This is a genomic window from Streptomyces sp. NPDC005962, assembly GCF_040629205.1.
Classification (GTDB): domain Bacteria; phylum Actinomycetota; class Actinomycetes; order Streptomycetales; family Streptomycetaceae; genus Streptomyces.
The window spans coordinates 1-24,409 of the sequence record NZ_JBEXVE010000003.1 but is presented as its reverse complement, the minus strand read 5'-3'; the positions used below and the strand labels follow the sequence as shown (position 1 = coordinate 24,409).

Annotated in this window: 2 protein-coding genes; both read right to left on the bottom strand. The window is 72.7% G+C overall.

The annotated features are described in order from the left end of the window. Positions 1-17: 17 nt before the first annotated feature. Positions 18-11,234: a type I polyketide synthase gene (locus ABZ370_RS06790; RefSeq protein ID WP_358617469.1), complete on the bottom strand. Its 11,217-nt coding sequence runs from the start codon at positions 11,232-11,234 to the stop codon at positions 18-20. Positions 11,235-11,284: 50 nt separating this feature from the next. Continuing rightward, a partial coding sequence (locus tag ABZ370_RS06785; RefSeq protein ID WP_358617466.1) for a type I polyketide synthase occupies positions 11,285-24,409 on the bottom strand: 13,125 nt, incomplete at its 5' end.

The window sequence follows — 24,409 nt, the reverse complement described above, 5'->3', positions numbered from 1 at the left end:
CGTGCTTTGGGTCCGCGTCAGGAATCGTTGCCGTCGAGGCCGTCGATATCGAGCGCCATGTCGATGAGGTGCTGCACGTCCATCGTGTCGATGGACTCGGTGTCGTCTTCGACGCCGCCGGTCCCGGAAGTGGCCGCTTCCGGTTCGGCCAGCCGGAGCAGCGTGTCCAGCAGCCCGGCTTCCCGAATCCGGCTCATCGGGAGGCTGGTCAGGACGCGGCGCAGCTCGGCGTCCCGCGGATCGGTGTCCAGATCGGCCGACGCGTGGCGCGGGCCGTCCGGGACCAGTTCGGTCAGGAGGTGCTGGGCGAGCACGGCCGGTGTCGGGTAGTCGTAGACCAGGCTCGCGGGCAGCCTGAGGCCGGTGGCCGAGCCCAGCCGGGTGCGCAGTTCGACCGCGGTGAGGGAGTCGAAGCCCAGCTCCTTGAAGGCGCGTCCGGCCTCGACCTCGTCGACGGAGGCATGGCCGAGTGCGGTGGCCACATGGGTGCGGACCACCTCCAGCAGCGCGTCCTCACGGTCGGCCGCGGCCAGCCCGGCCAGCCGCTCGCGCAGCGCAGACACTCCGTCGGCCGCCGCCTCGCCCTCGCCCTCGCTGCCGCCCCGCAGGGCCTTGACGACCTGGGCCAGATCGTCGATCAGCGGGCGGGGGCGGGCCGCGGTGAAGGCCGGGGCGAAACGCTCCCAGTCGACATCGGCCACGGTCACGGCGGTCTCCCGGCGGGAGAGCACCCGCTGGAAGGCGGCCATGTTCAGGTCCGGCGCCATCGGCGGCAGCCCGCGGCGGCGCAGCTGCGCCTCGGCGTCACCCTCGGTGGCCATACCGCCCTCCGCCCACGGGCCCCAGGCCACGGAGGTGGCGGGCAGGCCACGGGCGCGGCGCCGCTCGGCCAGGGCGTCGAGGAAGGCGTTGCCCGCCGCGTACGCGCCCTGGCCGCCGCTGCCCCATACCCCGGCGATCGAGGAGAAGAGCACGAACGCGTCCAGCGGCTCGGCGTCCTCGCCGAAGAGGGCGTCGAGGTGGACCGCTCCGGTCGTCTTGGCCGCCACGATCCGGGCGAACTCCGGGAGTTCGGTGCCCATGCCGGGCTCCTGGGAGATCCCGGCGGCGTGCACGACGGCCCGTACCGGGGTGCCGTTGGCCGCCAGCTTCTCCACGAGCGCTTCCAGCGCCTCGCGGTCGGCCACATCGCACGCCTCGACGGACACGGCGGTGTCGGTGCCGGACAGTTCGGCCACGATCCCGGCCGCCCCCGGCGCGTCGGGGCCACGGCGGCTGAGCAGCACCAGCCGCTCCGCGCCGTTCCGGGCCAGCCAGCGGGCGACATGCCGCCCCAGCGCGCCCGTGCCCCCGGTCACCAGCACGGTGCCGCGCGGCGTCCAGGGCTCGGCGGAGGCGGCGGCCGCGTCACGCGGGGCCGGGACGAGGCGGCGTACGAAGACCCCGGCGGCGCGGATCGCCACCTGGTCCTCGTCGTCGGACCCGGCGAGCACACCCGCGAGCCGGTCCAGCGCGCGTGCGTCGAGCGTCTCCGGCAGGTCGACCAGACCGCCCCACCGCTCGGGCTGTTCCAGGGCGACGACCCGGCCGTAGCCCCAGACCTGGGCCTGGGTGACGCTGTCCAGCCGGTCGGCGCCGCCGGTCGAGACGGCGCCCCGGGTGGCACACCACAGGCGCGCGGTGGCGTCGTCGCCCTGCCGCGCCAGCGCCACGGCCAGCGCACCGGTCAGCGCGAGGCCGACGGGCACCGCCGGATGCTCCGGATGCGGCCGCTCGTCCAGCGCCAGCAGCGACAGGACTCCGGCCACCGGGCCGTCGACCGATGCGAGATGGACCGCGAGGGCGTCGGGATCGGTGTCCGCCACGTCCAGTTCGACGCGTACGACGCGCACCCCGCGCCGCGTCAGGTCGTCGGCCACCGCGGCGACCCGGGGGTCCCCGGCGAGGCTCGCGGGGACGACGGTCAGCCAGGTCCCGGCGGGGGCATCGGCGGGGGTTCGCGGGCGCGGCTTCCACGTCACGTTGTAGAGGCGGCCATCGGCGGCGGACTCTTCGCGCCGGGCACGGCGCCACGACGACAGCGCGGGCAGCACCGCGCTGAGCGGCTGGTCGCCCTCGACACGCAGTTCGGTGGCCAGCGCCTGCCAGTCCTCGCGCTCCACGGCCTGCCAGAACCGGGCATCCACGACGTCCGCCGTGGCCTCGACGGCCCCTTCCGGGGCGGTGTCGGGCCAGTAGCGGCGGCGCTGGAAGGCGTACGTGGGCAGGTCGACGCGGGACGCACCGGTCCCGGCGAAGAACGCCGCCCAGTCCACCGCGGCGCCCCGGACGTACGCCTGGGCGAGCGCCGTGGTGACGGCCTCGGCCTCGGCACGGCCCTTGCGCAGCGCGGCCACGAAGGCGGCGTCGTCGCCGGTGACGCACTCCTGCGCCATGGCGGTGAGCACACCGTCCGGGCCCAGCTCGACGTACGTAGTGACGCCCCGCGCTTCGAGCGTCCGCACACCGTCGAGGAAGCGCACGGCCTCCCGGACGTGGCGCACCCAGAAGTCGGGGCTGGTGATCTCCTCGGCGGACACCACATCGCCCGTCAGGTTGGACACGATCGGGATACGCGGAGCCGCATACGACAGCCCCTGCGCCACCTCCCGGAACGCCTCCAGCATCCCGTCCATACGCGGCGAATGGAACGCGTGGCTGACGGTGAGCCGCTTGGTCTTCCGACCCTGCGCCTCAAAGCCCGCAGCGATCTCCAGAACCGCGTCCTCGTCACCCGCGATGACCACGGACGACGGCCCGTTGAGCGCGGCGATCGACACCCGCTCGTTCAGCAGCGGCGCCACCTCGTCCTCCGACGCCTGCACCGCGACCATCGCGCCACCGGCAGGCAATTCCTGCATCAGACGGCCACGAGCGGCCACCAACCTGGACGCGTCCGCGAGCGAGAGCACACCCGCCACATGCGCGGCGGCCAGCTCACCGATGGAGTGGCCGGAGAGGTAGTCGGGCCGCAGACCCCACGCCTCGACCAGCCGGAACAGCGCCACCTCGATGGCGAACAACGCGGGCTGGGTGAAACCGGTCTCGTCCAGGGCCTCCGCATCGTCCCCGAACAGCACGGTCTTCAGCGGCTGTTCCAGATGCGCGTCCAGCGCATCGCACACCACGTCCAGCGCCTCCGCGAACACCGGATACGCCTCGTACAGCTCACGGCCCATCCCGAGCCGCTGGCTGCCCTGCCCCGTGAACAGGAACGCCACCTCGCCACCGGCCACCGAACCCTCGACCAGGCCCGGCGCGCCACGCCCCTCGGCCAGCGCCGCGAGCCGCTCGCCGGGGAGTTCGCCGTCCCGGCCGAGCAGCACGGCGCGGTGCTCCAGGGCGGAACGGGATGTGGCCAGGGAGTACGCGAGGTCGAGCGGTCGGACCACGTCGTCCCCGCCGTTCGCGACGGCGCGCAGACGCTCGGCCTGGGCCCGTAGCGCGTCCTCCGTACGGCCGGAGACCGGCCAGGCGAGGACGGGCAGGGTCCGCTCCGGAGCGACGGAGTCGGCCGCAGACGCGGCATCGGCGGTCACGGTGTCCGGGCCCTGCTCGATGATCGCGTGCGAGTTGGTGCCGCTGAAGCCGAACGACGACACTCCCGCGCGGCGCGGATGGCCGGTCTCCGGCCACGGCCGGGACTCGGTCAGCAACTCGATGTCACCCGCCGACCAGTCCACATGCGGGGTCGGCTCGGTGACGTGCAGAGTCCGCGGCAGCACGCCGTGCCGCATCGCCATCACCATCTTCATGACTCCCGCGGCACCCGCCGCGGCCTGGGTGTGGCCGATGTTGGACTTCATCGAACCCAGCCACAGCGGCCGGTCTTCGGGCCGCTGCTGGCCGTACGTCGCCAGGAGCGCCTGCGCCTCGATCGGGTCGCCCAGCGAGGTTCCCGTGCCGTGGGCCTCGACGACGTCGATGTCCGAGGCCGAGAGATCGGCGTTGACGAGGGCCTGACGGATGACGCGCTGCTGGGACGGGCCGTTCGGCGCCGTCAGCCCGTTCGACGCACCATCCTGGTTGACGGCGGTGGAGCGCAGCACGGCGAGGACCGGATGGCCGTTCTTCCGGGCCTCGGAGACCCGTTCCACCAGGAAGAGCCCCACACCCTCGGCCCAGTTGGTCCCGTCCGCGTCACCGGAGAACGCCTTGATCCGGCCGTCGGCGGCCAGCCCGCCCTGGCGGCTGAATTCCACGAAGACCCCGGGGGTCGACATGATGGTGACGCCGCCCACCAGGGCGAGCGAGCACTCGTCGTTGCGCAGGGCCTGCGCGGCCAGATGCAGCGCCACCAGCGAGGACGAGCACGCGGTGTCGACGGTGAGCGCGGGTCCTTCGAGACCGAAGGCGTAGGACAGGCGGCCGGACGCCACGCTGGAGGCGTTGCCGGTGCCGAGGTGTCCTCCGAGCTCCGGTGAATCGTCCAGCAACAGGTTCAGATAGTCCTGTTCGTTGGAACCGATGTAGACACCGGTCCTGCTGCCGCGCAGCGACTGCGGGTCGATCCCGGCCCGCTCGAACGCCTCCCACGACGTCTCCAGCAGCAGCCGCTGCTGCGGGTCCATCGCGAGGGCCTCACGCGGTGAGATGCCGAAGAACGACGCGTCGAAGTCGGCCACGTCGGACAGGAAGCCGCCCTCATGGGTGAAGGTGGCGCCTTCGGCGTCCGGACCGCCGCCGTAGGGGGTGGTCAGGTCCCAGCCCCGGTCGGCGGGGAAGCCGGTGATGGCGTCCTCGCCGGAGACCAGGAGCTGCCACAGCTCCTCCGGCGACCGTACGCCACCGGGGAAGCGGCAGCTCATGGCGACGATCGCGATCGGGTCGTCGTCGCGGTCGGCCGAGGTGGTCATCCGGTGGGGGACGATCGCGTCGGCCACGTCGCCGACCAGCTCGCCGCGCAGATGGCCCGCGAGGACGGCCGCGTTCGGGTAGTCGAAGACCAGCGTCGGCGGCAGCCGCAGCCCGGTCACCTCACGGAGGCGGTTGGACAGTTCGACGGCGGTGAGGGAGTCGAAGCCCAGGTCCTTGAACACCCGGCCCTCTTCGAGGGCCTGCGGGTCCGCGTATCCGAGCACCGCCGCGACCTGGCTGCGGACCAGGTCCAGCAGCAGCCGGTCCTGTTCGGCCGCGCTCAGCCCGGCCAGCCGCCCGGCCAGGCCGGAAGCGCCACCGCCCGCGGCGTTGTCCACCACGCGCCGTACCGGAACGCGGACCAGGCCGCGCAGCATCGGCGCGAGCGTGCCCGCCGCGGCCTGGGCGCGCAGCGCCACGGCGTCGACCCGCATGGGGACCGGCGCCACCTCGCCCGAGCCGAGCGCCGCGTCCAGGAGGGCCAGGCCCTCCGCCGGGGACAGCGGCGGCAGCCCCGCGCGCCGCATCCGGCTGATGTCGATCTCGCTCAGGCCGCTGCCCATACCGGAGCCCGCCCACAGGCCCCACGCGAGCGAGAGGGCCGGGGCCCCCTCGGCGCGACGGTACGACGCCAGCCCGTCCAGAAATGTGTTGGCGGCGGCGTAGTTGGCCTGGCCGGGGCCGCCGAACACGCCCGAGACGGCGGAGAACATCACGAACGCCGCCAGGTCCGCGTCCCGCGTCAGCTCATGGAGGTTCCACGCGGCGTCCACCTTCGGACGCAGCACGCGCTCGACGCGCTCGGGCGTCAGCGAACCGATGACGCCGTCGTCCAGCACACCGGCGGTGTGCACCACGGCCGTCAGCGGATGTTCGGCGGGGATGGCGGCCAGCACCTCGGCGAGCGCTTCGCGATCGGCCGCGTCACACGCGGCGACCGTGACCTCGGCGCCCAGCGCGCGCAGCTCGGAGGCGAGTTCGGCCGCACCCGCGGCCCGCTCACCGCGGCGGCTGGTGAGCAGCAGGTGCCGCACCCCGCGCTCGGTCACCGCATGCCGGGCGACGAGGCCGCCCAGGGCACCGGTGCCGCCGGTGATCAGTACCGTGCCGTCCGGGTTCCATTCGGCGGGCACGGTCAGCACGACCTTGCCGACGTGGCGCGCCTGGCTCATGTAGCGGAACGCGTCCGGGGCCTGCCGCACGTCCCAGGCGTTGATCGGCAGTGGCCGCAGCGCCCCCTGGTGGAACAGGTCCAGCAGCTCGCACAGCATCTCCTGGATGCGGTCGAGACCCGCGTCGAACAGGTCGAACGCCTGGTAGGCGACACCGGGGTACTGGGCGGCCACCTCCTCCGGCTCCCGGATGTCGGTCTTGCCCATCTCGACGAACCGGCCGCCGCGCGGCAGCAGCCGCAGCGAGGCGTCCACGAACTCCCGCGCCAGCGAGTCCAGCACCACATCGACGCCGCGACCGCCGCTGGCCTCATGGAACGTCGACTCGAAGGCCAGATCGCGCGAGGAGGCGATCCGGTCGTCGGCCAGCCCCAGCGCACGCAGCGTGTCCCACTTGCCCGGGCTGGCGGTGGCGAACACGTCCATGCCCCAGTGGCGGGCCAGTTGCACGGCGGCCATACCCACACCGCCGGCGGCCGCGTGCACCAGCAGCGATTCCCCGCTCTCCACAGCGGCCAGCTCGCGCAGCGCGTAGTAGGCCGTCATGAAGACGATCGGCACTCCGGCCGCCTCGGCGAACGTCCAGCCCCGCGGCATCGGGGCCACCATGCGCCGGTCCGCCACCACCAGGGGCCCGAACGCCCCCGGCAGCATGCCGAAGACGCGGTCGCCGGGGGCCAGATCGGTGACATCGGGGCCGGTTTCCACGACGACACCGGCGCCCTCGATGCCCATCACCGGGGCATCGCCGGGGTACATGCCCAGCGCGTTCAGCACATCCCGGAAGTTCAGTCCGGCGGCCCGGACCTCGACCCGCACCTGCCCGGCCTCCAGCGGCGCGGCCGCCTCGGGGCACGGCAGCAGCGCCAGGTTCTCCAGCGTGCCCTTGTCCTCGATGTCCAGCCGCCACGCCCGCTCCCCGGCCGGAGGCACCATCGGGCCCCCCGAAGCCACCCGCGCCAGCAGCGGCGCGTGGACCGTGCCACGGCGCAGTGCGCACTGCGGCTCACCCGAGGCCAGCGCGGCACCCAGCGCCTCGTACGAGGCATCGGTGCCGTCCACATCCACCAGCACCAGCCGGTCCGGATGCTCCGACTGCGCCGAGCGCACCAGACCCCACACCGGGGACCGCGCCGGGTCGTCCGCCCCGGCGCCGCCCCCGGCGCCCACCGCGCCCCGGGTGACCAGGACCAGACGGGACGTGGCGAGCCGCTCCTCGGCGAGCCACGCCCGCACCAGAGCCAGCGCGTCCTGTGCGGCGGTGTGGGCGGCACCGGCCACATCGTCCTCGGCGGTGTCCCCCGGGCCGAAGTACGCGAGAAGATACTCGGGCGCCCCCGTCCGCCCGGATTCCACCGCATCGCCCAGCGCGGCCAGGTCGGCGTGGACCACGGCACCGGCCGTGAGCGCGACCGGCGCACCCGCACCGAGCACCGCCCAGGCCACACCGGCCCCGGACTTCTCTGCGGGAACCGGCACCGTGGCCCAGTCCAGCCGGAACAGCGACTCGTGGTACGCCGTCTGCCAGGCCAGCGCCCGTTCGGCCGGAACGGGGCGCAGGACCAGCGAGTCCACTCCGGCGACCGGCGCACCGGTCGAGTCCGCGATCTCCAGCCGGATGCCCTCCGCTTCCCGCAGCACCAGCCGCACCCGCAGCGCCGAGGCGCCACTCGCGTACACCGACACCCCGTTCCAGACGAACGGCAGTCCGCCCTTGTCGCCGTCGGCCGGGCCGAGCAGGGCGAGCGCGTGCAGCGCGGAGTCGAACAGCGCCGGATGCAGGCCGTAGTCCCGCGCGTCGGACGCGACGGAGTCGTCGAGCCGGACCTCGGCGAAGAGTTCGTCCCCGCGTCGCCAGGCGGCCGTGAGCCCCTGGAACGCCGGGCCGTACCGCAGACCGGCGTCGGCGAGGGTCGCGTACAGCTCCTCGGCATTGGCCGCCTCGGCGCCCTGCGGCGGCCACGCGGTCAGCGCGAACTCCGGCCGGGGCGCGCCCGAGGCGAGCACACCGTCGGCGTGCCGCGTCCACGGCTCCTCGACCGAGGCGTCCTCGGCCCGGGACAGCACGGTGAGGGACCGCCGTCCCGTCTCGTCCGGCGCGCCGAGCGCGACCTGAAGCCGAACGCCGCCACGTGCGGGCAGCACCAGCGGGGCGTGCAGGGTCAGCTCGTCGAGCAGGTCGCAGCCGACCTGGTCACCCGCGCGGACGGCGAGCTCCACGAACGCCGTGCCCGGCACCACCACCGCGCCCCGCACCGCATGGTCGGCCAGCCACGGATGGGTGTCCACGCCCAGCCGACCGGTGAACACCAGCCCATCGGACTCCGCCAGGGGCACGGCCGCACCCAGGAGCGGATGCCCGGCCAACTCCAGCCCCACGAGCGCCACATCGCCCACCGACGCCGCATCCGGCTCCAGCCAGAACCGCTCGTGCTGGAAGGCATACGTCGGCAGATCCACCCGGTCCGCGCCGGTCCCGGCGAAGAACCCGGCCCAGTCCACCGCAACCCCACGGACCTGCGCCCGCGCCACGGCGGTGGTCAGCGCCCCGGCCTCGGGACGGTCCTTGCGCAGGGCGGAGATGAACGCCGCGTCCTCGCCGGTCACGCACTCCTGCGCCATCGCGGTGAGCACACCGTCGGGGCCCAGCTCGATGAACGTGGTGACGCCCTTGGCCTCCAGGGTGCGCACACCGTCGAGGAAACGCACAGCCTCACGGACGTGGCGCACCCAGAAGTCGGGGGACGTGATCTCCTCGGCGGACACCACGGCACCGGTCAGGTTGGACACGATCGGGATGCGGGGGGCCTCGTACGACAGCCCCTGCGCCACCTCACGGAACGCGTCCAGCATCCCGTCCATACGCGGCGAGTGGAAGGCGTGGCTGACGGTCAGCCGCTTGGTCTTACGACCCCGCTCCTCGAAACCGGAAGCGATCTCCAGAACCGCGTCCTCGTCACCCGCGATGACCACGGAGGTGGGCCCGTTGAGAGCGGCGATCGACACCCGCTCGTTCAGCAGCGGCGCCACCTCGTCCTCCGACGCCTGCACCGCGACCATCGCGCCCCCCGCCGGAAGCTCCTGCATCAGACGCCCACGAGCAGCCACCAACTTCGCCGCGTCCGCAAGCGACAGCACACCCGCCACATGCGCGGCGGCCAGCTCACCGATCGAGTGCCCGGAGAGGTAGTCGGGCCGCACACCCCATGCCTCGACCAGCCGGAACAGCGCCACCTCAACCGCGAACAACGCGGGCTGGGTGAAGCCGGTCCGGTCGAGCACCGAGGCGTCATCACCGAACAGAACACTCTTCAGCGGCCGTTCGAGATGCCGGTCCAGCTCCGCGCACGCCGCGTCCAGCGCCTCCGCGAACACCGGATACGCCTCGTACAGCTCACGGCCCATCCCGAGCCGCTGGCTCCCCTGACCCGTGAACAGGAACGCCACCTCGCCACCGGAGACCGCGCCCTCGATCAGCCCGGGCGCCGACTCCCCGCGCGCCAGTGCCTCCAGGCCCGCGACCAGCCCGGCGCGGTCCTCGCCGACGGCCACCGCGCGCCGCTCCAGCGCCGCCCTGCCGGTGGCCAGCGAGTAGGCCACATCGGCGGTGCCGAGTGCGGGTTCACGGTCGAGGTGGGAGAGGAGGCGCCGGGCGTTGTCCCGCAGCGCCGCCCCGTTCCTGGCGGACAGGGCCCACGGCAGTACGGCGGCGGTGACCGCGGCCGTGGTGCCAGTGCCGGTGCCGTCCTCGTCCGTGGTCTGCGGCTCCTCCGGCTCCGGGGCCTGCTCCAGGATGGTGTGGGCGTTGGTGCCGCTCACCCCGAAGGCCGAGACACCGGCCCGGCGCGGCCTGCCGGTCTCGTCCCACTGCCGGGCCTCGGTCAGCAGGGACACCTCACCCGCCGACCAGTCGACGGTCGGGGACGGCTGGTCGACGTGGAGGGTCTGCGGCAGCACACCGTGGCGTATCGCCATGACCATCTTGATGACGCCCGCGACACCGGCCGCCGCCTGGGCGTGGCCCAGGTTGGACTTGAGCGAACCCAGCCACAGCGGCCGTCCCTCGGGCCGGTCCTGGCCGTAGGTGGCGAGCAGCGCCTGCGCCTCGATGGGGTCGCCCAGCGTCGTCCCCGTGCCGTGTGCCTCGACGACGTCGATTTCGGCGGCGGACAGCCGGGCGTTCTCCAGGGCCTGGCGGATGACACGCCGCTGCGACGGGCCGTTCGGCGCCGTCAGACCATTGCTCGCACCGTCCTGGTTGACGGCCGAACCGCGCACCACCGCCAGCACCGGATGCCCGTTGCGCCGCGCGTCCGACAGCCGCTCCACCAACAGCACACCGACGCCCTCGGACCAGCCGGTGCCGTCCGCCGACGCCGCGAAGGACTTGCACCGGCCGTCGGGGGCAAGGCCGCGCTGACGGCTGAACTCCACGAACACGTCCGGGGTGGGCATCACCGCGACGCCGCCGACCAGGGCGAGCGAGCATTCGCGCTGACGCAGCGCCTGGGCCGCCCAGTGCAGGGCGACCAGCGACGACGAGCACGCCGTGTCGATCGTGGCGGCCGGGCCCTCCAGGCCGAAGGTGTAGGCGATACGGCCGGACAGCACACTGGTGGCGCCGCCCGTGAGCAGCAGGCCCTCCAGCTCCTCGGGCGCGTTCCGGGTATCGAGGCCGTACCCCATGGCCGAGGCGCCCACATACACGCCGGTGCGGCTGCCCTTGACCGACGTCGGGTCGATGCCCGCGCGCTCGAACACCTCCCAGGAGGTCTCCAGCAGCAGCCGCTGCTGCGGGTCCATGGCGAGGGCCTCACGCGGCGAGATGCCGAAGAAGCCGGGGTCGAACGTGGTGGCGCCGTCGAGGAATCCGCCGCCGCTGTTGTAGAAGGTGCCCTTGCGGTCGGGGTCCGGATCGGCCAGTCCTTCCAGGTCCCAGCCACGGTCGTCGGGGAAGCCGGAAATGGCGTCACCGCCGTCCGCGACCAGCTGCCACAGATCCTCAGGAGAGCCGACGCCGCCGGGGAAACGGCAGCTCATCGCGGTGATCGCGATCGGTTCCTGCGCGTCCGCCTCCACCTCGGTCAAGCGGCGACGGGTCCGGCGCAGCTCAGTGGTCATCCACTTCAGATTGTCGAGAAGCTTCTCTTCGTTCACGCTAGCCACGGAAACGTCACCTCCTGATGTCGGTTGAAGAGCGGGGGGCGGTCATCACGTCAGGACCTTCCGAATTCACTGTTGATGATGTCGAAGATGTCTTCGGCGGAGGCGGAGTCAAGGTCACGTTCTTCCTCGTCGGTGCCGTCGCCGACCGCGGCGTTCTCGGTCTCGTTCCATGCCCGCAGCAGCGCTTCGAGCCGGGCCGTGACCCGCTCCCGTTCCGCCGTGTCGTCGGAGACGCCCGAGAGGGTGAATTCCAGCTTGTCGATCTCGGCGAGGACCGGGAGTTCCGGTGTGGTGTCCTCGTCGAGGAGGTCGGCACGCAGGACACCGGCGAGCGCGCCGGGCGTCGGATGGTCGAAGACCAGGGTGGCGGTGAGCTTCAGCCCGGTCGCCGCGTTCAGCCGGTTGCGGAGTTCGACGGCGGTGAGCGAGTCGAAGCCCAGCTCCTTGAACGCCCGGCCCGCCTCGACGGCCGTGGTGTCGTCGTGTCCGAGGACGGCGGCGACCTCCGTACGGACGAGGTCGAGCAGGACCCGGTCGGCCTCGGGCCCGGTGAGCCCCGCGAGCCGCTGCCGTAGGGACTCCGCCGGTGCCTCGGCCGTCCCGTCGCCCGCGTCCTCGGCCCGGTCCGCCGCGAGGGCGCGGACGACCTCGGGCAGATCGGCGATCAGCGGACGGGGGCGGGCCACCGTGAAGGTGGTGGCGAAGCGGTCCCAGTCGACGTCGGCGACGGTGACGGCGGTGTCGTTCCGGTCCAGCGCCTGCTGGAGTGCGGCGATGGCGGATTGCGGGGCCATCACCGGCAGGCCGAGGCGGCGCAGTTGCGCGGCCGCCTCGTCGTCGGCGACGAGTCCGCCGTCCGCCCACGGGCCCCAGGCCACGGAGGTGGCGGCGGCGCCCCGGGCGCGGCGCTGCTCGGCCAGCGCGTCGAGGAACGCGTTGCCCGCCGCGTACGCGCCCTGGCCGCCGCTGCCCCACACCCCGGCGATCGAGGAGAAGAGCACGAAGGCCTCCAGCTCGGTTTCGCCGAGCAGCGCGTCGAGGTGGGCCGCGCCCGCGACCTTCGCGGCGACCACGTCGGCGACGTCCGCCGGGGTGGTCTCCGCGAGCGGTGCGAACTGCCCCGCGCCCGCGGTGTGCACGACCGCGGTGAGCGGGTGGTGCGGGTGTGCGTCGCCGATGCGGGCCAGCAGCCCGGCGACCGCGTCCCGGTCGGTGACATCGCACGCGGCGACGGTCACCTCGGCGCCCTTCGCGGTCAGTTCGGCCGCGAGCTGCTCGGCGCCGGGGGCCAGCTGCCCACGGCGTCCGGCCAGGACGAGGTGGTCGGCGCCGTGGTCGGCCAGCCAGCGCGCCACATGGGCGCCCAGCGCACCGGTGCCGCCGGTGACCAGGACCGTCCCGTGGGGCCGCCACGGCGCTCCGGTGGCCGGGGTGCGCTCGGCGCGGACGAGGCGGCGGGCCAGGACTCCGGCCGTACGCAGCGCCAACTGGTCCTCGTGGCCGTCGCCGTGTCCGCCGAGCACTCCCGCCAGGCGGTCGGCGGTCCGTTCGTCGAGCGTCGCGGGCAGGTCGATCAGACCGCCCCAGCGCTCCGGGTGCTCCAGCGCGACCACCCGGCCCAGGCCCCAGATCTGCGCCTGTGCGGCGCTGACCAGCGGCTCCGAGGCGGCGGTGGCGACGGCGCCGGTGGTGGCGCACCACAGCGGTGCGTCCAGGCCCGCGTCCCCGAGCGCCTGCACCAGCACTCCGGTGCGCAGCAGCCCGGTGGGCACGGCGGGGTGATCGGGGTGGGGTCGCTCGTCCAGGGCCAGCAGGGACAGCACACCGTGGACGGGGTCACCAGCCGCGGCGTGGCGGACGCGGTCGGCGAGCGCGTTCCGGTCGAGGTCCCGGCCACGGACGACGCGCCGGATGTCGGCTCCCCGCTCGGCGAGTGCGTCCACAACAGCCCGCACGGTGTCGGCCCGACCGGCCGGTTCGACGACCAGCCAGACGCCGGGGACGGCGGCGAGCCGCGGCTCCTCCAGCGGCTTCCATGTGACGCGGTAGCGCCAGCCGTCGAGTGCGGACTGCTCACGTTCACGGCGCCGCCACTCCGACAGCTCCGGGAGCAGCGCGCTCAGCGGCCGGTCCACGTCGATGCCGACCGCGTCCGCCAGCGAGGTGAGGTCGTCGCTCTCCACGGCCTCCCAGAACCGGGCGCCGGCCGTGTCGGTGGCCGTGGCCGCCTGGTCGGGGGTGTGCCGCGCGGCGCCGTCGAGCCAGTAGCGCCGCCGCTGGAAGGGGTACGTGGGCAGCTCGACGCGGTGTGCGCCGGTCCCGGCGAACAGCGCCTCCCAGTCCAGGGCCGCGCCCCGGACGTGCAGGGTGGCGAGGGCGCCGGTCAGCGTCTCCGCCTCGGACCGCCCGCCGCGCAGCACGGACACGAAGGCCACGTCGTCCGGGCCCTCGTCGGTGACGCAGTCCTGCGCCATGCCGGACAGCACCCCGTCCGGGCCGAGTTCGACGTACGTGGTGACGCCCTGGGCCTCCAGGGCGCGGACGCCGTCGAGGAAGCGGACGGCGTGGCGCACATGGCGCACCCAGTAGTCGGAGGCCATGCCCAGCTCGTCGGTCACCGGCTGTCCGGTGACGGTGGAGACGATCGGGATGCGCGGGGCGTTGTAGGTGAGGCCTTCGGCGACCTTGCGGAACCCGGCGAGCATCCCGTCCATGTGCGGGGAGTGGAACGCGTGGCTGACCGTGAGCCGCTTGGTCTTGCGGCCCCGCGCCTCGAAACCGGAAGCGATCTCCAGCGCCACGTCCTCGTCGCCCGCGATGACCACCGACGTGGGCCCGTTCACCGCGGCGATGCTCACGCCGTCGGTGAGCAGCGGCGCCACCTCGTCCTCCGCCGCCTGCAGCGCGATCATCGCGCCACCGGCCGGAAGCTCCTGCATGAGACGGCCGCGCGCGGCCACCAGCGTGGCGGCGTCCGCCAGCGACAGCACCCCGGCCACATGGGCCGCGGCCAGCTCGCCGATGGAGTGCCCGGCCAGGACGTCGGGCCGCAGCCCGGCGGCCTCGGCCAGCCGGAACAGCGCGACCTCGACGGCGAACAGCGCGGGCTGGGTGAATCCGGTCCGGTCCAGCGGCTCCTTCTCGGCGCCGAACAGCACGTCGTACAGCGGCCGTTCGAGGTGCCGGTCCAGCTCGGCGCAGACCGCGTCCAGCGCCTCGGCGAAGACGGGGCTCGCCTCGTACAGTTCACGGCCCATACCGAGCCGCTGGCTGCCCTGCCCGGTGAAGAGCACGGCCGTACGGCCTTCCGTGGGCACGCCCCGGACCAGCTGTGCGGCGGACTCGCCCCGCGTGAGCGCGGTGAGCCCCGCCAGCAGCCGGTCCCGGTCCGGGCCGAGGACCACCGCGCGGTGCTCCAGGGCGGACCTGGTGGTGGCCAGGGAGTACGCCACGTCCACGGTGTCGAGCCCGGTGTCGGCCTCGAGGTGGGCGCGCAGCCGCCCGGCCTGGGCCCGCAGCGCGTCCTCGCCCTTGGCCGACAGCGGCCAGGCCACCACATCGGGCCGGACGAGGGGGCGCTTCGGCTCGCCGTCCTCGGCCTGCCCGGGGAGCGCGGCCGGCTCCGGGGCCTGCTCCAGGACCGTATGGGCGTTGGTGCCGCTGAAGCCGAACGAGGAGACGCCCACCCGGCGCGGACGGCCGGTCTCCGGCCAGGGCCGGGCATCGGTCAGCAGCTCGATGTCACCCGCCGACCAGTCGACGTGCGGCGACGGCTCGTCGGCGTGCAGGGTGCGCGGCAGCACACCGTGGCGCATGGCGAGCACCATCTTGATGACGCCCGCCACACCGGCGGCGGCCTGCGTGTGGCCGATGTTGGACTTGATGGCGCCCAGCAGCAGCGGCCGCTCCGGGTCCCGCTCCTGACCATAGGTGGCCAGCAGCGCCTGCGCCTCGATCGGGTCACCGAGCCGGGTGCCGGTGCCGTGCGCCTCGACCGCGTCCACGTCCGAGGCCGACAGGCCCGCACCGGCCAGCGCCTGCCGGATGACGCGCTGCTGCGAGGGCCCGTTCGGCGCCGTCAGACCATTGGACGCGCCGTCCTGGTTGATGGCGGAGCCACGGACGAGCGCGAGGACCGGATGGCCGTTGCGGCGCGCGTCCGACAGCCGCTCGACCAGCAGCATGCCGACGCCCTCGCCCCAGCCGGTGCCGTCCGCACCCGCCCCAAAGGCCTTGCACCGGCCGTCGGGGGCCAGGCCGCGCTGACGGCTGAACTCGATGAACGCGCCGGGGCTCGACATCACCGTGACACCACCCGCGAGCGCGATCGAGCACTCGCCCTGGCGCAGCGCCTGGATCGCCCAGTGCAGCGCCACCAGTGAGGCGGAGCAGGCCGTGTCGACGGTGACCGCCGGGCCTTCCAGCCCGAAGGTGTAAGCGAGGCGGCCGGAGACCACGCTCGCGGCGTTGCCGGTGGCGAGGTAGCCCTCGACATCCTCGGGGACCGTGTGCAGCGAGGCCTGATAGTCCTGCCCGTTGGAGCCGACGAAGACACCGGCCGAGGTGCCGCGCAGCGTCGCCGGGTCGATGCCCGCGCGCTCGAACGCCTCCCACGACGTCTCCAGCAGCAGCCGCTGCTGCGGGTCCATGGCGAGGGCCTCACGGGGTGAGACCCCGAAGAACGAGGCGTCGAAGTGTCCCGCGTCGTAGAGGAATCCGCCCTCGCGTGCGTAGAAGGTGCCCCGCTTGTCGGGGTCCGGGTCGTAGAGGGCGTCCAGGTCCCAGCCACGGTCGGACGGGAACTCCGCGATCGCGTCCCCACCCGCCGACAGCAGCTGCCACAGCTCCTCGGGCGAGCGCACCCCGCCCGGGAAACGGCAGCTCATCGCCACGATCGCGATCGGATCGTCGTCGGCCGCCACCGTCACGGGCGTCGGCCCCGAGGTGTCGACGGTGGTGTCGGCCGCGGTGTCCGGGCCGACCAGTTCGCTCCGCAGATAGCCTGCCAGGGCGGAGGCCGTCGGATAGTCGAAGACCAGCGTCGCGGGCAGCTGAACGCCCGTCGCCGCGATCAGCCGGTTGCGGAGTTCGACCGCGGTGAGCGAGTCGAAGCCCAGCTCGCTGAAGGCCCGCTCGACACCGATCGACTCCGAACCGTCATGCCCCAGCACCGCGGCCACCTGGCCCCGGACCACATCCAGCAGCAACCGGTCCCGCTCGGCCTCACCGAGCCCGGCCAGCCGCCCGGCCAGCCCGCCATCTTCGGACGTGCCACCGGTGTTCTGCTGTGTCTGCGCCACGCCCGCGAATTCCGCGAATTCCGCGATGAGGCGGCTCGGCCGGACGGCGGTGAACTCCGGTGCGAACCGGACCCAGTCGATGTCCGCGACGGCCACCGCCGCGTCGTCCAGGTCCAGCGCCCGCTGGAGGGCGGCGATCGCCACCTCGGCGTCCATCGGCGGCAGACCGCCACGGCGCAGCCGCTGCTCCAGGGCGTCGTCCGCGGCCATGCCGCCCTCGGCCCACGGGCCCCAGGCGATCGACGTGGCGGGCAGCCCCTGGGCACGCCGACGCTCGGCCAGCGCGTCCAACGAGGCGTTGGCGGCAGCGTAGTTGCCCTGACCCGCAGCACCGAACGTGCCACTGATCGAGGAGAACAGCACGAACGCGGACAGGTCCAGCTCACGCGTCAGCTCGTCGAGGTGCGCCGCAGCGGACACCTTGGCGCGCAGAACATTCGTGAAGCGCTCGGGGGTGAGCGCGTCGAGCACGCCGTCGTCCAGCACACCCGCCGTGTGGAACACACCGGTCAGCGGAAGCTCCTCCGGAAGCCCGGCCAGCAGCTCCGCGAGCGCGTCACGATCGGCCACATCGCAGGCGGCCACGGTCACGCGGGCGCCGGCAGCGGTGAGTTCGTCCCGCAGCTCGGCGGCGCCGGGGGCGTCGAGGCCACGGCGGCTGGTGAGCACCACATGCCCGGCGCCACCCGCCACCAGCCAACGAGCCACATGCGCACCCAACGCACCCGTGCCGCCCGTCACCAGAGTCGTACCGGCACCCGGCGACCAGGAGCCGTCGGAGGACGACGCGGTGGCCTGCACCAGTCGGCGTCCGAACACGCCCGACGCACGCACCGCCACCTGATCCTCGCCACCGACCCCGGCCAGCACCTCGGCCAGCCGGGCCAGCGCACGGTCATCAGCCGTCTCCGGCAGATCGACCAGTCCACCCCAGCGCTCGGGCAGTTCGAGCGCCGCGACGAGGCCCAGACCCCATACCTGTGCCTGGTCCGGGCTGACCGCACCGTCCGAACGGCCCACGGCCACCGCGCCCCGCGTGGCCACCCAAAGCGGCGCGCCGATGCCCGCATCGCCGAGCGCCTGCGTCAGCGCGGCCGTGGTCAGCAGACCATCGCCACCGTCCGCAAGGGCCAGCAGCGACACCACACCACCGGACACGGCCTCGTCGCCGACGGCCGAGGTCAGCCGAGCCGCCACCGCGGCACGGTCCTCATCGGCAGCCAACGCGACCTGCGCGACGTCGACACCACGGTCGTTCAGCATCCCGACGACACCGGCGGCCCACGCGGACCCGGTCGCCTCAGCCGGTACGACGACCAGCCAACGGCCGCTCAGAGAAGCGGTAGCGCGATCGGTGACCGGCTTCCACGACACCCGGTAACGCCAGCCGTCCACGGTCGAACGCTCCGACTGCCGTCGCCGCCACGAAGAAATCGACGGCAACAGGGCTTCCAGTGCGCCGTTGTCCTCGGCGCCGAGGTTCAGGGTCGCCGCGAGCGACTCCAGGTCCTCGCGCTCGATGGCCTCCCAGAAACGGGCGTCCACCGCATCCTGGGCCGTGGCCCCGGACGTGGCCGTCGACAGGTCGAGCCAGTAGCGGCGGCGCTGGAAGGCATACGTCGGCAGCTCCACGCGCCGCGCACCGGCCCCGGCGAAGAACGCCTCCCAGTCCACGGCCACGCCCCGGACCTGCAACGCGGCGAGGGCAGCCGTCACCGACTCAGCCTCCACCCGCCCCTTGCGCAGCACGGCGGTGAACGCGGCATCCTCGCCGCTCACACACTCCTGCGCCATAGCGGTGAGCACACCGTCGGGACCCAGCTCGACGAACGCCGTCACACCCTGCGCTTCCAACGTGCGGATGCCATCGAGGAAACGCACCGCCTCCCGGACATGCCGCACCCAGAAGTCAGCAGTCGCGATCTCCTCAGCAGAGATGACCGTCCCGGTCAGATTCGACACGATCGGAATACGCGGAGCCTCATACGACAGCCCCTCGGCCACCTCACGGAACGCCTCCAGCATCCCGTCCATACGCGGCGAGTGGAAAGCGTGGCTGACGGTGAGCCGCTTGGTCTTACGACCCCGCTCCTCGAAACCAGCCGCGATCTCCAGCGCCGCATCCTCATCACCGGCGATAACGACCGACGTCGGCCCGTTGAGCGCCGCGATCGAGACCCGCTCGCCGAGCAGCGGCAGCACCTCGTCCTCCGACGCCTGGACGGCGATCATCGCGCCACCAGCCGGAAGCTCCTGCATCAACCGCCCACGCGCCACCACCAGCTTCGACGCATCCGCAAGCGACAGCACACCCGCCACATGCGCGGCAGCCAACTCACCGATCGAGTGCCCGGAGAGGAAGTCGGGCCGCACACCCCACGCCTCGACCAGCCGGAACAACGCCACCTCGACGGCGAACAGCACGGGCTGAGTGAATCCGGTCTGATCCAGCGCCTCAGCATCGTTCCCGAACAGCACCGTCTTCAACGGCGTTTCGAGGTGGGCATCCAGCGCATCGCAGACCGCGTCCAGCGCCTCGGCGAACACCGGGTAGGCCTCATACAGCTCACGGCCCATCCCGAGCCGCTGGCTGCCCTGGCCCGTGAACAGGAACGCGAGCTTTCCGGCGACCGGCGAGCCCTGCACCACACCCGTGGCCGGTTCACCGGAAACCAACGCCTCCAGAGCACGCAGGAAACCCTCACGACCGTCGGCCACCAGCACCGCACGGTCCTCGAACGCGGTACGCCCGGCAGCCAGGGTGTAACCGATCCCGGCCAGGTCCACATCCCCATCAGCGGAACGCAACCGGTCGAGCAGACGACGGGCCTGCTCACCCAGCGCCTCACGCCCCACAGCCGACAACGGCCACGGCAAGACCGGCGGCACGACAAACGGCGCCCCGCCTTCACTCTTCTCGACAACCGGCGGCTGCTCGATGATGGTGTGCGCGTTGGTGCCACTGATGCCGAACGACGACACACCCGCGCGACGCGGACGACCCGTCTCCGGCCACTCCACCCGCTCGGTCAGCAGGGAGACCGCGCCATCCGCCCAGTCCACGTTCGGCGACGGCTGATCCACATGCAGCGTCTGCGGCAGCACACCGTGCCGCATCGCCATCACCATCTTGATGATGCCCGCGACACCGGCCGCGGCCTGCGTGTGACCGATGTTCGACTTGATCGAGCCCAGCCACAACGGCTGCCCGTCAGACCGCTCCCGGCCGTACGTGGCCAGCAGCGCCTGCGCCTCGATCGGATCGCCGAGTGTCGTACCCGTGCCGTGCGCCTCCACGGCGTCCACATCGCCAACCGACAGACCGGCGGCGGCCAGCGCCTGCCGGATGACGCGCTGCTGCGACGGACCGTTCGGCGCCGTCAGACCATTCGACGCACCATCCTGGTTGATCGCCGAGCCACGCACGACCGCCAGCACCGGGTGGCCGTTCTTCTCCGCGTCCGACAGCCGCTCCACCAGCAGCATGCCCGCGCCTTCACCCCAGCCCGTACCGTCGGCCGAGGCCGCGAACGACTTGCAACGGCCATCCGTGGCCAGGCCCCGCTGCCGGCTGAAGTCCACGAACGTCTCCGGCGTGGCCATGACCGCCACACCACCGGCCAGCGCCATCGTGCACTCGCCGGAGCGCAACGCCTGAATCGCCCAGTGCAGGGCCACCAGCGAAGACGAGCAGGCGGTGTCGATCGTGACCGCCGGGCCCTCCAGCCCGAAGGTGTACGCCACCCGCCCGGAAGCGACACTGCCCGCGTTGCCCGTGCCGATGTAGCCCTCGACACCATCCGGGATGGCGCCGGTCCCGGCGAGGTAGTCGTGGTACATGACGCCCGCGAAGACGCCGGTCCGGCTCCCGCGCACGGTCGACGGGTCGATGCCCGCCCGCTCGAACGCCTCCCACGACGTCTCCAGCAGCAACCGCTGCTGCGGGTCCATCGCCAGAGCCTCACGCGGCGAAATCCCGAAGAACCCCGGGTCGAAGTCCCCCGCGTCATGCAGGAAGCCGCCCTCGCGGGTGTAGCTGGTGCCCGCGTGGTCGGGGTCCGGGTGATACAGGCCATCGAGATCCCAGCCACGGTCGACGGGGAAGCCGGAGATGCCATCGCTGCCCATGGCGACGAGGTCCCACAGGTCCTCAGGGGTACGTACCCCGCCGGGGAAGCGGCAGCTCATCCCGACGATGACGATCGGATCGTCGTCCACCGCCCGGCTTGCCTCCACCCGCACGGGAACGAGGGGCGCCACGATCTCCTCGGCCCCCAACAGCTCCTCGCGCAGATAGCCCGCGAGGGCGGTCGGGGTCGGGTAGTCGAAGACGAGCGTCGCCGGAAGCCTCAGCCCGGTGACCGTCTTGAGGTCGTTGCGCAGCTCGACCGCCGTCAGCGAGTCGAAGCCCAGCTCCTTGAACGCCCGCCCGGCCTCGATCACATCGGCGCCACTGTGCCCCAGCACTGCGGCGACCCGCCCGCACACCAACTCCAGCAGCTCACGCTCCTGTTCGGACCGCGCGAGCCCGACGAGACGCTGGGCGAGCGAGGAACCGTCGATGGCCGTCCCGGCCCCGGCAGCAGCCCGCCGGGCCGGAGCCCGCACCAGGCCACGGAACAGGGCGGGGACGATACCGGTCGCCGTCGCCTCGGTGCGCAGCCCCGCGTAGTCGAGCCGCATCGGGAACAGCACCGCCGTGCCGTCGGCGCGCGCCGCGTCGAAGAGCGCGAGCCCCTCGTCGGCAGCGATCGGGGCGACCCCGCCACGTGCGATACGCCGCAGGTCGACATCGTCGAGCGTGCTGCCCATGCCCGCACCGGCCCACAGGCCCCAGGCCAGAGCGGTGGCTGGAAGTCCCTGCGCCACACGCTGCTGAGCAAGCGCCTCCAGGAACGAGTTGGCCGCCGCGTAACTCGCCTGCCCCGGAGCACCGAACACTGCCGCCGCACCGGAGAACAACACAAACGCCGACAGGTCAGCATCCCGCGTCAACTCATGCAGATTCAGCGCCGCATCAACCTTCGGACGCAACACCCCAGCCACCCGCTCAGGCGTCAACGAACCAAGAATGCCGTCATCCAGCACACCCGCCGTATGCACCACACCGGTCAGCGGATGCTCAGCCGGAACCGACCCCAGCACACCAGCCAGCGCCTCCCGATCCGCCACATCACACGCCGCCCACGTCACGGTGGCCCCGGCCGCCGTCAAATCGGCAGCCAGCTCATCCGCACCATCGGCATCCGCACCACGACGGCTCACCAACAGCAACCGCCGCACGCCATGAACCGAAACCAGATGGCGCGCGAAGAGACCACCGAGAGTTCCGGAGGCGCCAGTGATCAGCACCGTGCCGTCCTCATCGAACGACGGAGCGGTGTCGGTGTCGTCGGTGACCGGCACCCGGGCCAGCCGTGGCGCCAGCACCACGTCCCCGCGAAGCGCCAGCTCACCCTCATCCACGCCCAGCGCCGCAGGCACCGAACCGTACGAGTTCTCGTCGCCGTCGACGTCCAGCAACACCAGACGGCCAGGGTTCTCCGACTGCGCGGAACGGAACAGACCACGCACAGCGGCCTGCGACAGATCCGCCACACCCGCACCCGGCACGGTCTCCACCGCGCCCCGCGTCACCAGCACCAACCGCGCCCCGACAAACCGCTCATCAGCCAACCACGCCTGAAGCAAAGTGAGCATGCCCTGCGTGGCCTCGTGCACGGCCGGTGCGTCGCCACCGCCACCAAGACCGGCCACCACCACGGTGTCCGGCACGGACACCCCGGCGTCCACCGCCGTACCCAGCGCCGCAAGATCACCGTACGCGGCGAGCCTGATTCCGGACCCGAACGCGCCATCCAACGCGGCCAGTTGCTCATCGTCCGCGCCGAGCACCGCCCACTCGCCCGTCCCCGCACCCGCAGCGGGTGCCGGAACCGCCGACCACTCCAGCCGGAACAGCGACTCATGCAACCCACCCCGCGCCGCACGCACCTGGTCGGCCGAGGCCGCCCGCAACGCCACGGACTCGACCGTGGCCACCGCACGACCCGTACCGTCGGCCACCAGCAGCGAGACCACGTTGGACGACTGCTCCGACAGCCGCACCCGCAGCGCACCAGCCCCCGCCGCGTGCAACTGCACACCACTCCACGCGAACGGAAGCAGCGCACCCTCCGCCGACGCCGCATCGTGGTCGACTCCCTCACTGCCGAGGGCATGCAGCGCGGCGTCCAGCAGCGCCGGGTGCAACCCGAACCGCTCGGCTTCAGCGCCCGACGTCACCACCGCGTCGTCAGGGAAGCCGACCTCGGCGTACAGGTCATCGCCGAGCCGCCAGGCTCCCCTGAGCCCACGGAACACCGGCCCATAACCGAGGCCCGCCTCGGCCAGCTCCTCGTACAGCCCGTCGACCGCGATCGGCGTGGCGCCCTGCGGCGGCCACACACCGAGCTCCTCCAGGTCAGCACCCCGAACGCCGACCGCGAGCACACCGGTGGCATGCCGCGTCCACGGCTCCGCCCCCAGCGCGTCCTGCCGCCGCGAATGCAGACTGAACGAACGGCCACCGGACTCATCCGGCCCCTCCACAACAAGCTGCACCCGCACCCCGGTGTGCTCCGGCAACACAAGCGGCGCTTCCAGAGTCAGTTCGTCCAACCGCTCACAACCCACCTGCGCTCCGGCAGCACACGCCAGCTCCACAAAGGCCGTACCGGGCAGCAGCACGGTGCCCATGACCTCGTGATCCGCCAACCACGGATGCGTGCGAGGGGAAAGCACTCCCGTGAACAGATAGCCATCGTCATCCGCGAGCGCGACGGCGGCACCCAGCAGCGGATGCTCGATGTCGCCCAGCCCGACCGACTCCAGGTCGCCCACCACGAGGGCGGCGACGCTGGGCCAGTACCGCTGCCGCTGGAAGGCATACGTCGGCAGCTCCACGCGCCGCGCGCCGGCCCCGGCGAAGACGGCCGTCCAGTCCGGCGTCGCACCACGGACATGCGCCCGCGCGACGGCCGAGAACAGCGCCTCGGCCTCGGGGCGGTCCTTACGCAGCGCGGCAGCGAACGCGGCATCCTCGCCGGTCACACACTCCTGCGCCATCGCCGAGAGCACACCATCGGGACCCAGCTCGACGAACGTCGTCACGCCGTGCGCTTCCAACGTGCGGATGCCGTCGAGGAAGCGGACCGCCTCCCGGACATGCCGCACCCAGAAGTCGGCAGTCGCGATCTCCTCAGCGGAGACCAGCTCACCCGTCAGGTTCGACACGATCGGAATACGCGGGGCCTCGTACGTCAGCCCCTGCGCGACCTCGCGGAACGCATCCAGCATCCCGTCCATACGCGGCGAGTGGAAGGCGTGGCTGACGGTAAGCCGCTTGGTCTTACGACCCCGCTCCTCGAAGCCCGCAGCGATCTCCAGCGCCGCATCCTCATCACCGGCGATAACGACCGACGTCGGCCCGTTGAGCGCCGCGATCGAGACCCGCTCGCCGAGCAGCGGCAGCACCTCGTCCTCCGACGCCTGCACCGCGACCATCGCGCCACCAGCCGGAAGCTCCTGCATCAACCGCCCACGAGCGGCCACCAGCGTGCACGCGTCCGCCAGCGACAACACACCCGCCACATGCGCGGCAGCCAACTCGCCAATGGAATGCCCGGACAGGAAGTCCGCCCTCACACCCCACGCCTCGACCAGCCGGAACAACGCCACCTCAACCGCGAACAACGCGGGCTGAGTGAAACCAGTCTGACCCAGCGCCTCGGCGTCGTCGCCGAACAGCACATCCCGCAGCGGCCGCTCCAGATACAGATCCAGGTGCGCACACACCTCGTCCAAGGCATCGGCGAACACCGGATACGCCTCGTA